The organism is Yersinia artesiana (assembly GCF_902726545.1).
Lineage (GTDB): Bacteria > Pseudomonadota > Gammaproteobacteria > Enterobacterales > Enterobacteriaceae > Yersinia > Yersinia artesiana.
In genome coordinates this window covers 1-12236 of the sequence record NZ_CACVAD010000085.1, presented here as the reverse complement: position 1 = coordinate 12236, position 12236 = coordinate 1, and the positions used below count along the sequence as shown (strand labels likewise).

Genomic DNA, 12236 nt, shown 5'->3' with positions numbered 1-12236 from the left:
CAATTAGCCTGGCTAATATTTTTTATAAATATAAAAACGCTCTAAATAAGTGCAAGCGGACTAATAAACAGCACCATTACAGGGAATTGAATTTTTAATTAATAAAAGCATAAAGTTTTATCTATGACTGCCGATGACTCTCAGTAATTATTGTATTCTACTGTTAGAAATAAAATCCCCCATTTACTGAGGTTATTATGCGAGTGAACAAACCTGTCAGCCGGCAGGAGTATCCCATTGGTCGCGATACCACCTTGCAGTCAACAACTGATATTCAAGGTAATATCACCTACGCCAATGCTGCCTTTGTTCGTGCCAGCGGTTTTGAATATCAGAGCTTGCTGGGTCAACCTCACAATGTGGTGCGGCACCCGGATATGCCTCCTGCTGCATTTGCTGATATGTGGCAGACCTTAAATGCTGGATTGTCCTGGTCATCATTGGTCAAAAATCGTCGTCAAAATGGCGACTATTATTGGGTGCGCGCTAATGCCACCCCATTACGTCATGATGGTCGTTTGACCGGTTATATTTCAGTGCGAATTGCGCCCACCCGCGAAGAAGTTAAGCAAGCGGAGGCGCTGTATGGCGATTTCAACTCCGGCAAAGCCAAACAACGCCGCATTGCATTGTATCGCGGGTTGATTGTCCGCACCGGCTGGCTCTCTTTTCTTTCCTTATTTCAAACGCTGCCGCTTCGCTGGCGTTTGCGTGGTGCATTACTGATTGCGGCACTGCTACCGACGGTGGCAGCCAAAGGGATGGGTATTTCCGGTTTGCCCTTACTCGGGCTGGGAGCAAGCAGTCTTTTCAGTAGTCTGATCACGTCGTTTTGGCTTGAGCGCCAGGTCTCACGCCCGATCGCGGCTATTTTACAGCAAGCGCAGGATGTCTCTTCCGGGCAAGCGGGTGACTATGTGCAATTGAACCGTGTTGATGAAATTGGCTATTTAATGCGTAGCGTCAATCAGTTGGGCTTAAATCTTCGTTCTCTGACAGATGACGTCAGCGGCCAGGTTGATGGTATTAACACCGCCAGTAGTGAAATAGCTGCGGGGAATCGTGAATTAAAGGTACGGACTGAACAAGCCACCGCTAATTTACAGCATATCGTCAGCGCGACGGAACAATTGGTGGCAACAGTACAAAACAGCGCCAATAGTGCCAATGAGACCACATCGTTAGCCGCGATGAGTAGCCATGCCGCTGAAAAAGGCAGCGAATTAATGCATCAGGTTATTAAAACCATGGGTACGATTAATGATTCCAGCCATCGAATTGTCGATATTATCAGTGTGATTGAAGGTATCGCTTTCCAGACAAATATTTTGGCGCTCAATGCGGCAGTTGAAGCAGCCAGGGCGGGAGAGCAAGGCCGTGGCTTCGCCGTGGTTGCCAGTGAAGTTCGCCATTTAGCCCAACGCTCTTCCACAGCAGCAAAGGAAATTAAACACTTAATCGAAACCAGTGTGGAGCGCGTTCGCGATGGTAGTGCATTAGTCCAAAATGCCGGTGCCACCATGGATAACATCGTCAAACAGGCCGGGCAAGTTTCTACTTTAATCAGTGAAATCAGCACCTCAACTCATGAACAGACGCAAGCTCTTGGCCAGATTAGCCAATCAATTGGGCAGTTAGACCAAACGACACACCAGAATGCCGCGATGGTAGAACAGTATGCTGGCGCGGCAGAGGAACTGGCTCACCGAACCTTACGTCTAACCGCTGCCGTCAGAATTTATCGGCCAGCTAATTAGGGCATCCATAAATGACGTCTTATTAAAATAATTTGAATAAATTTATAAAGTTAGCATAACCACTGCATTATCTGTTATGGGCGTTATGGCAGACTTCCCATCTGTCATAGCAATAAACAGAAACCCCGCTATAGTGGGTATGTGGTTATTCAATTATTAAATAAGGAGTTTTATGTCATCACTTAATCAAACATCTGTTCACACCCAGCAAGGTGAAACTGATGCAAACTTACCTGGTGAAGATCGTTTGATCGCCCATGAAGCTTTGCTTGTCGCATTAATGGTTGAATGTGCTAACGAGTCAGATAATGATCAATTCCTGTTTAGTGTCAGAGAAACACTTAATGGGATCTTAAGCTCTTCTCGTTATCTTGATGCGAGCAAAATAGCCAATGGCTTGATTGATGAGGCTGATGATAAAGCCAACCGTTAATCTCCAGCCCTCATTCATGAGGGCTTTTTATTAGTTGCGAAAGCCAACACCGCCACACGGTTGATCAGTAATGGCAAGATGACGATAATTAACCGATGAAAGCGGCAACATAACCCATTGAGGAAAGTAATGGCTTCGCTGAAAGAAGTGGCAAATCTGGCGTCAGTTTCATTAATGACAGTTTCACGGGCGATTAATAACCCAGAACAACTGCGCCCTGAGACTTATCAGCGAGTCATGCAGGCCATTGAGGCACTCAATTATGTCCCCGACTTTTCCGCCCGAAAAATGCGGGGCAATACCACCAAAACCTCTACTCTCGCGGTGCTTGCATGGGATACCGCCACCACCCCTTTTTCTGTCGAGATATTACTGTCTATTGAATTGACAGCTCGCGAGTTTGGCTGGAATAGTTTTCTGGTCAATCTGACCTCGCAGGAAGACAGCGAGCGAGCAGTTAACCAACTGTTGGCCCAGCGCCCCGATGGTATTATTTTTACCACCATGGGGCTGCGGCAAGTCACCATCCCTAAGCGCCTGCGGGATAAAAATATTGTGCTGGCTAATTGTGTCAGCGAAACCCATTCTATCCCCAGCTATATTCCTGATGACTTTGATGGTCAGTATCAGGCGATGAAAGTGCTGTTGCGCCGAGGATACCAGCGGCCATTGTGTATTTACCTTCCCGAATCTACTTTGGCAGGCAAAGCTCGGCGAGCGGGCGCAGAAAAAGCGTGGCAAGAATCCGCCTTGCCGGTAGAACAGTTACGTCAGTGCCATTTAGCCTGGGGGGATGAGCATTATCAGGATGTGATTCCACTGTTAGACCGCTACTGCCCTGAGGGCAAACCTGATTTTGATGTGCTTATTTGCGGTAATGATCGCATTGCTTTTCTGGCCTACCAAGTGCTGTTAGCCAAAGGTATTGCCATCCCACAACAAGTTGCGGTGGTGGGTTATGACAATATGGTCGGCATCGGAGAACTATTTTTGCCACCACTGACTACGGTGCAACTACCGCATTATGATATTGGTCGGGAAGCGGCCCTTCATTTGATTGAAGGGCGAGAATCACGATCAACACACCGGCTGCCGTGCCCACTGCTGGAGCGGGCATCCCTTTAATTTCAACGTGATGATTTAGCCACTAACTGCCAGTATTCGCCGTGTAGTAACTCGGCCTGACCATTCTCCGCATACAGGGATAAACAGCGTTCATGCTCGGCTGGGTAAATACGGCTGCTCATACAAGCTTGCCCGTCATTGATAAATACCTCCAACGACGAACTATCAATAAATATACGTAATGATAATAACCCCTGTTCTGGTAATGCCACACTGCGATACCCCGTCAGTCCATATTGTGGGTAATACCTATCCAAAATGAGTCGATTAGCCTGATTATCGACATAAACCGAAACTTTACCCCCCATTCCTTGGGCATCAGCTAACTGCACACCATATCTTTCTGCATGACTGGCTGTAGTATCCCACGTCAATTGCAGTTCCAGACTCTGGCAATTTTCATGTAAAAGTTGTTTCTCTTGGGCCAGAGTTATTGATGTGATGAATTGACCGGCTTGCCTTAGTGTTTCAACCTCCCGTACCGGTTTAATTAATAAATTACCATTGCAATCAAGACTTAACTCTCGTGGCAAGGTTAAGCAGCCACTCCAATTATCGGCCTTGGTCGGCATAGGCGCTTGCCACATATCCATCCAACCAATAATGACTCGCCGCCCATCAGCAGTAACCAGGGATTGAGGTGCATAGAAATCATGGCCCAGATCCAGTTCGGTAAAAGGTTGCGATGGCTTAAAATCGGCTCCTGGCTGCCATTTGCCGCGCAAGACACCACTTTGGAACAAATTGCGGTTGAGGTAGCCTTTTGCTGTCAGCCCCTGCGGCGAAAACATCAGGATGCGCTCATTCCCCAAAGGGAAAAAATCCGGGCATTCCCACATATATCCCATGCTGTCATCTGCACGCGCTAAAACTTGCATAAATTGCCACTGCTGCAATGAACTGCCGCGATATAACAAGACTTGCCCATGATCACGATCATCACGCGCACCGACCACCATCCACCAATAGTCATTCTCAAACCACACTTTCGGATCGCGAAAATGCATGATGCCCTCGGGGGGAGTCAGGACCACACCTTGTTTGTCAAAATGTATACCATCCACACTTGTTGCCAGGCACTGCACCTCGCGAATAGCGCTGTCATCACCCTCACCTTTAAGCCAAACATGTCCGGTATAAATCAGACTTAACACGCCGTTATCATCTACCGCGCAACCAGAAAAACAGCCGTCTTTATCCCATGAATCACCCGGTGCTAATGCAATGGGTTGATGTTGCCAACTCAACATATCAAGGCTGATTGCATGGCCCCAATGCATCGGGCCCCAATTTTCATCATAAGGGTGGTGCTGATAAAATGCGTGATACTGTCCGTTAAAAAAAATCAGCCCGTTGGGATCATTCATCCACCCTGCTGGCGGAGCCAGATGATAATGTGGATAGAAATTGTGGCCCACCTGAGAAGCTAAAGTTTGCAGTGCATCATTTGCCCGCTCAATTAAAGAATTCATAGTGCTCACTTAGTCGTTAATTGCAAAGAAGGATCATCGGTACGCGGTTCATCGCGCAACATAAAGCAGGAAATAACGGTTAATCCGAGGACAATAGCCCCCATAATCATATAAGTATCAGCGAACCCAATGTGGTCGTAGCTAATACCGGCCAGCGGTGAAAATATGCTGGCACAGACTTGGGTGACAAATTGGAACCCCACCAGATACAACGTGGCTGATAGACGTGGGTCGAAATTGGCAGCGATATACTTAAACATTGCTATTAGTAGTATGGGTAATTCGACCGCATGTAAGAGTTTCATCAGTGAAATAGTGGCGGCATCCTGGGCCAGCCCTGAACCAAATATCCGCATCGCCATGATCAACCCACTCAGCAATAAACCTTTCTTCGCGCCAATACGATTTACCAAAAAAGGTGCGAGGAACATGCCACCTGCCTCAAGGAATACCTGCAATGAATTAAGGAAACCGTACATTTCATTGCCGTGGCGCGGGTCAGCAAATAAAGAAGAGAAATACACAGGAAATTGCTGGTCATATACGTTATAAACACTAACACCCGTAACAAACACCACCAGCGCCCAGAAACGCGAAAGGCGCAATAATGACAACGTATCCTGAAGTGTCAGGGCGTTACTCTTGCCGTATTCCAATTGCCCCATGGCATCAGCTTTGACTTCATGCAAACGCCACAACAACAATAAAAATAACGCAGCCGATGCTGAAGCCATCCAGAAATTAATGTTAGGATTAATATTAAACAGCATGCCAGCAAAGAAGGTCGCTCCCGCCCAGCCCAGTGATCCCCACATCCGGGCTTTACCAAACTCAAACCCACTAATCCGACTCACTCGCTCGGTATAAGATTCCAGAGCGCCAATACCGGCAAAGAATGTCATCCCCATATATAAACCGCCTACTACCGCACCGGCGAGCATATTGATGCGTAATAAAGGGGCATAAACATAAATAAAAAAAGGGCCACTGATCAGCAGCAAAATACCAATAGCCCATAAAAGATGTTTTTTAAGCCCTAGTTTATCTTGTATTACCCCGTATAACGGCTGTGCACATAGCGCCGTTATGGCGATAGCAGAAAATGTTGCACCGGTTTCTGCTCCTTTTAACCCGACATATTGATTAAGCCAGATCGAGAATAATGAAAATGCCGATGACCAGGTAAAGAAAAACGTAAACAGTAAGCCACTTAAAATCAGATATTGACTGCGGACAGAGTGCTTCATGGCGATATCCGGTTGAAGATTTTTACTATTGTTAACGTTAACTTTTTATTTTGGAAAGGCCAGCTTCGCTTGTTTCGTGATGTTAATCACCAATGTTAACGTTAACATGTGTTTTGTGTGACAGAAATCACATGATATTCTCTGGATCGCCTCATGTGTTTTATGGGGTTTTACGTTATCGTTAGGCAACAGCACTGGGTTGGCATAATGGGTCAATCTGGTATGCCTATTGGCCCAAATAATATAAGGAGGAAAAGTGCTACTGGATAAAATCCTACTGGTTGTCATTATGATTTTATTGTCACTTTTTGCCTGGATGTTTTTCTCACCGTATCATATGTATTCAACGGCATATGAGTTCCTTGAGTTATTTGGTTTTCAAGAGGGATACAACAAGTTAGGCTTTGGTTCTCCGGCCGAACTGTCTGATTAATAGATAAAAAAACAGGTGCTATTTTGTGCACCTGTTTTCCAGAGTTACAAATTGTCTCTCGACGAATGGCCTTATTCTGTTTGCTCCATTTCCAACTGTTCCTTAGGCGGCAGCACTGAATAACTGGCAACAATCGCCGTTAGAATGATAAATAAGTGCCCCTCCGAGGAATCCAGTAAGAAGGAGTTAAACAGGTGACAAGCCAAATAAGCACAGAGTAAAGACAACAATATATTTCTAAGGTATGCGGGTAAACGCAAAGCTGAACGGAAATAGCACCACATCCATCCGAGGAATAAAGCTAACCCGACTATCCCAGATTGCACTGTTTGCATCAGATATTCATTATGTGGATTTATGCTGTATTCACTTTCTGAATAATTCAGCAAGAATCCCCCCGCACCATGGCCTAAAATAGGCGCCTGCTCGATTAGCTTCACTGACCCAAGCATAAATGCGGTACGCGCCCCCATTGAGCTGTCACAAGCCTCTTTACCAACATCATGAGTGGCCGCCAGGCAGCTTTGAATCTCCGTCACTCCCTGTTGTAACCGTTCAACAGCGCGATTCGGTACTATAGCCACTATGACTGCAACGATAAGAGCGCCAACTGCCATTCCCAAGCGCTGACGGTTTGAGAGCGACAGTAACCCCCACACGCCAAAAGCCGCAGCCAAAGCAACATAGCCGGTTCTACCCTGTACCATAAATACAATGTTATAGACAGCCAGACACACCAACAGAGCATAACCCCAGCGTTTCAACCCCTGGCTGCGGAATGCCAAAGAGAGCCATATCACCGCGGCCAGAGCCATAAAGAAGTTGTGCGTAATTTGTAATTTGAAGACAAACGGATTTAATGGGTCAATATGTCCCAACGGCATGTGTAGCACACCGACCCACAAACTCGCAGCCAGAATAACGGCATTCGCCAATAAAAAACCTTTGGCAAAATAGCGGGCAAGTGATCGCGAAAGAACAAAAAACATTGCTAATGGCAAGATATATAGCAGTTTTGAATACTTACCTACCATCACTTTACCGTACAGATTGTGATGCCAAAGCAAAGATACAGCCAACAGCAAAAACATGAGCGCAGGCAACCAAATCAACGAGTTTTTGGCTAAGACTTTCACATAGCGAATATCGCGGCTGAGCAGTAAACAGATAACTGCCAATACCATCGACAAATTCATTATAAAATTAGAAGTGGGAAGACCGATACCTAACAGGAATGCAGTGGCACAAGACAACATGCCAACATAGCGATGCGCTGTTGGTGAACCGGGCAAAGTAGCGGGAGAAATCATAAGTCACTCACTTCAAAGTAATAACCAAGAGAGGCTATATGGCACGCATTGTCCCAGCATCACTAGCCCTCATCTATGACATAGCCAACCAGTATACAATGGTTGGCTATGAAAAATATTTTGGATAAATGCAGTTATGCCGCGAGTGAGCGGAACAGGTAACGGAACCACCATAATGGTCGCCACCATACCTTACGTTCAGGCACTGTCGGCGGGCGTGAATGCACTTTTTTAATTTCCCAATTAAAGTTAAGGAATATTCGGCTATGGCCATATTCCGCACCAAATAGGGCAATTTCATTTTTCTTGCGATCATCGATAGGCGCGTTATGCGTCAAATCACGATCCAGTGAATGGTAACTTTTCTTCCTATCAACATTACGTTCAATACAGCGGTACTGCTTAGGCAGATAGCGCGGCGTGGAACCATGGTCTTTATGGAACTTCACAAAACGGTAATCTTCCGAACCGTAATGGCCGGCGAACTCTTCGTCATAACCATAGAGTCTGAAGAAGCGAGCTCTGGACATAAAGAACAGATTAGGGTGACCACGGTAGGCTTTACCTGTTTTCTCATCAGTACGATAGATACGATATAGTGAGCGCCCAGGGTTACGAGCATTCACCAGATAACGCATGGTATCTTCAGGCAACAGGCAATCTAGATCGGTAATGATGATCTTGTCAGATTTGGCGTAAGTCACACCAAGATTACGGGAGCCAGCCTGGTTCCACTGGATATCCGTGGTTATTCTTAACCACGTGAAATTCAAATCATAATCTTTTACTTCGTACTCTAAAGGTGAGCAATCATCTACGATGACAAATTCCACCGCATCTTTAATATCATCTGGATAAGATTCATATTCCTTCAACAAGGACTCAACGGAATCCATATTTCCCTGATTACAGTAAAAATGAGTTACATAAGTCAGTTTGATATGCTGCTTATCTAACGGATGCCGTGCCTTAACGATTTCTACATCCTTCGTCACAATATAAGCCTCTGTTTTAAGAGAGAAAATAAAAAATTCTTTCTAATTTCTTGAGTTCAGGTGATTAAATGACATACATGTGCTAAATAACTTTGCCGTAAAGGATAAAGAGTTAACATAATCAGTCAAATATTTTCTTCACATTATTATGATGAATCACTGCTCACTCATTGATTAATCTTCAAAGTTACTGAATTGGCTGAACATACTGCCGATGGTTTGCAAAGTGGCTTTGGAGAAATGACTGCACCTTTAACCTGGCGATCATGCCCTTCTCTTTATAAAGTATGAAGTTACTCAAAATCACTCTGTGGAAAGTTATTGATTGTCGCAAAAACTTTTGGCGATGTAACAAAAAATCAGCATATCCAAATAGCTCCCCGCCCTAAAGGTCGGGGAGCAATCACAAGCAACCTTACAATACCTTGGCACAGAGTGGATATGCAGATGTGCCCCTTGGCGTCTGGATGGCCCCGGTATCCATATTTAGTGTACGAAAATCGGTGCTGGAAGCCTTAGTCCAATATTCGCCAGTTAGCCAGCCCCCAAAGGGAACTAAACTCCCCCATTCTCCCCACAAAGTACCATCAGGTGCACGAACCCCTTTAGATGCCCGTGAAGATCCGATCAGATCAGTAAAATCGGAAGCATGACAAATTCTGATTGCCTCTAACCTGGATACTAATGAGAATCCTCCATCATATACCCATAAATTCGGCCTAAACTTATAGTTCACGCTATATTGAGGGAACATTTTACTTTTTGCCGTGATGGTAACTTGAGAACCCTGCGTAGAATATTTAAAAGTCACTTTACCCAAATTATCTACAGGAGCATTAGCAGCATACGAAGAGGACCAATCATACTGCGCATTGTTCGCAGCATCACCATTCATAACTAACTGAAAATAGGCTCCTTTAAATATGGTTTTGGGAAAACCTTTATCCGTAGAAAAATCACTTCCGTTAACAAGAATATTGGTCATCTCAGGAACAGGATGCAACGCTATTTTTTGTTGCAAAGCAGTCAGTTCTACATTATTGACTTTAGGGTAAATAATAACATCACCTACCGTTTTACCTGTAACTGTCGCAATATAACTGCCTGCCTGTTCTGTTATGGCACTAATATCGACTGCAACACCTTTTTGAATAAAAGCTATACTTTTTATTCCACTAATAAAGTGCCCATTCTTGTCTACTGGAATAAACGTCAATGATGAACTCATTTTCCCATCAGCCACAATATCAGTTGGCGATACGGTAAAGTGTGAGCGACCTACATCTGGAATAGGGTCCGCAGTCAAATTAATAACCACACTCGGCACACCAAAAGCCGCCCCATCTACATTGGCACTCACTGTTGCCCTACCTACGGTCGTGCCAGTTAAAAGCGCACTATAAGTACCATCGTTGTGATCTGTGACAGCGCCTATTTTCCCCAAAGTAGTATCAAAAGACACATCCTGACCAGGAATTGGTCTTTTCTCTGCATCTCTCAGGGTCAACGTAATTGTCGAAGCCGTGTGTCCGTCAGCAATAATGTCCTTAGGCATTGCAAGCAAGGTGGATTGATTAACATCCGGACGAGTTTTCAAAAAATGAGTATCAACGCTTTGTTGTTGCCCCTCAATTTCTGCCGTCACAACAGATGTTCCTGGTACAGTGTTTGTCAGCATTATTCGTGCGACACCATTCACATCAGTTTGTACGGTTACTTTTGCAGGTTGTGCGCTATTGGTGGTTGTTATTATGACATCTTTACCCACTACAGGATTATCATTACTATCAATAACTGTAAATTCAACCGTTATAGCCGCTTTCCCATCCGCTAAAGCACCATCACCAATAACATGAGGCTTTCCTCTAAACATTATTTTTGGTCGCTGAACGATAACAGCTAATGTTGATGTATTCGAATTATTCCCATGTTGATCAACAGCAACGGCACTGATGCTGTAATAATTAGTCGGTTGGTTAGTTGGAGTATTTTTTATTTCTGCGTTTGCAAGCAACTGCGCTCCATCTTTATAAGGTGGTAACATCAAATTAAAATGTGTCTTATCCACAGGTGTGATTTTTCCACCAGCAGAAATCAATGTATCAGCATGCCAGAACACTTGCTTTAAAGGATATTTTGATTGCACATTCGCTGTTATTTGATAAGTACTATCGGAATAGCCATAAATAGTATTCGGGGATAGTGTCAGTTTAATTACTTGCTGTTTTTGGTAGTCCAATACAATATTATTATGGCGTTCAACCAGATTATAACGATTAGTAGAAAGCAAGCGCCTGCTCTCCACAGCAGAAGGATCCAGTTGTGACATAAAATCCTCTCCCGGATGATAGGTCATTTGCAGATTCAGCTGTGTTTCATGCTTGCTACTTTTCCCCATACGCTGGTCAACCCCGACGGTTAACAGCGGAACAGGTGTATAATCTATCCCCGCAGTAAATGCATAGGGGTTACGTTGCAGATTATCTTTACCGAAAAGAGCAACGTGATCGCCATAATATTGCTCATATATTAGTTTTCCCCCTAGCTGTGGCAATGTGGGTAAATAAGCAATAGCGCGTATATCTTCCCCTGTTGCAGGACGTTCATCATAATCCTCAAAATCGCGTGACGGGTGCCAACTATTAAGACGCCGATAAGCATTAGCCGACAATTGCAGATAATCGGTCCATGCTTCAATGCCAAAGCCTATGCGATAGTTGTGACCAGTAAATTCATTGTCATAGAAAGTATTGACGCCATACATCCAGTTATCATGAAATGTACGGCCTCCTACTCCGATATTAAATGTATTTCGATTATCTTTATTACGTAAACCAAACTGACTAAAATACATCAATGAAGAAGAATCATACCAAGGATAAAGCCAGTCAAGGGAACTTTCTTTGAGAGAAAATCTATTATCCAAGTTAAGATTAATTTTAGCTGTTCCGAATCTATTCAACCAACTTTCGAGTTTTTGATGGGTAATATCACTAATCATTGAACTTGCTACATCAGCAACCCCTCCAGGGGACAGCAGTCTGACACTTGTGTTAAGTACTTTACCGACTAGTTCCCGTTCATTATTTTGTTTGGCAATTTCTGAACGCTTTTCTATATCAGACCTGACAGATAAATCCCCTTGAGTGCCATCAACAACATCATGACAATGAAACTTATTTTCTTTATTAAGAGAATTATTTTTATCGTGTTGTTCTAAACCCTTTCCCTCGATAATATCACATTGACCACTATTTATATCTTTTTTTGCGATAGGAGTATTATTCTGACATTGATGTTTATCTTTACACTGATTTGAACCTATAGTGTAATTTATGGGGAGAATTAAAAATAACATTATTGCCCATAGCACAAAACTAAGTATTGTTAATTTTCTATCATAAACAAACATAACTACCATCCGTATAATAAAAAATTAGCTAAACTATTTGACACTAAAAAAC

The 12236-nt window shown here is 44.0% G+C and carries 9 protein-coding genes; 4 read left to right on the top strand and 5 right to left on the bottom strand.

Annotated features, from left to right (window positions below; all coding sequences use genetic code 11):
- Nucleotides 1-197 precede the first annotated feature (197 nt).
- From HU019_RS19565 to HU019_RS19555, 3 genes are all read left to right on the top strand, one after another.
- Nucleotides 198-1757: a methyl-accepting chemotaxis protein gene (locus tag HU019_RS19565; RefSeq protein WP_174847411.1), complete on the top strand. Its 1560-nt coding sequence runs from the start codon at nucleotides 198-200 to the stop codon at nucleotides 1755-1757.
- Nucleotides 1758-1929: 172 nt separating this feature from the next.
- Nucleotides 1930-2190 carry a hypothetical protein gene (locus HU019_RS19560; RefSeq protein ID WP_174847410.1) on the top strand — a complete coding sequence of 87 codons (261 nt, stop codon included), beginning with the start codon at nucleotides 1930-1932 and terminating at the stop codon, nucleotides 2188-2190.
- A gap of 129 nt (nucleotides 2191-2319) precedes the next feature.
- Nucleotides 2320-3315: a LacI family DNA-binding transcriptional regulator gene (locus HU019_RS19555; RefSeq protein ID WP_174847409.1), complete on the top strand. Its 996-nt coding sequence runs from the start codon at nucleotides 2320-2322 to the stop codon at nucleotides 3313-3315.
- A 2-nt stretch (nucleotides 3316-3317) separates the two neighbouring features.
- On the opposite strand, the gene HU019_RS19550 is transcribed toward HU019_RS19555, so the two are convergent.
- Nucleotides 3318-4787, bottom strand: coding sequence for a glycoside hydrolase family 32 protein (locus tag HU019_RS19550; protein ID WP_174847408.1), 1470 nt, complete (start codon nucleotides 4785-4787; stop codon nucleotides 3318-3320).
- Between the two features lie 5 nt (nucleotides 4788-4792).
- Entirely contained in the window at nucleotides 4793-6034 is a 1242-nt protein-coding gene (locus HU019_RS19545) for an MFS transporter (RefSeq protein WP_174847407.1), read from the bottom strand.
- 256 nt (nucleotides 6035-6290) lie between these two features.
- On the opposite strand from HU019_RS19545, the gene HU019_RS19540 reads away from it, so the two are divergent.
- Nucleotides 6291-6467, top strand: a complete 177-nt coding sequence (locus HU019_RS19540; protein WP_174847406.1) for a hypothetical protein — start codon at nucleotides 6291-6293, stop codon at nucleotides 6465-6467.
- 71 nt (nucleotides 6468-6538) lie between these two features.
- Here HU019_RS19540 and HU019_RS19535 read toward each other — a convergent pair whose 3' ends face one another.
- From HU019_RS19535 to HU019_RS19525, 3 genes are all read right to left on the bottom strand, one after another.
- The gene (locus tag HU019_RS19535; RefSeq protein WP_174847610.1) at nucleotides 6539-7759 is read right to left on the bottom strand and encodes an O-antigen ligase family protein; all 1221 of its coding nucleotides are present in this window, start codon (nucleotides 7757-7759) and stop codon (nucleotides 6539-6541) included.
- Nucleotides 7760-7911: 152 nt separating this feature from the next.
- On the bottom strand, nucleotides 7912-8772 hold the full coding sequence (locus HU019_RS19530; protein WP_174847405.1) for a glycosyltransferase family A protein: 861 nt from the start codon (nucleotides 8770-8772) through the stop codon (nucleotides 7912-7914).
- A gap of 415 nt (nucleotides 8773-9187) precedes the next feature.
- Nucleotides 9188-12184 carry an inverse autotransporter beta domain-containing protein gene (locus HU019_RS19525; protein ID WP_320407044.1) on the bottom strand — a complete coding sequence of 999 codons (2997 nt, stop codon included), beginning with the start codon at nucleotides 12182-12184 and terminating at the stop codon, nucleotides 9188-9190.
- Nucleotides 12185-12236: the final 52 nt, after the last annotated feature.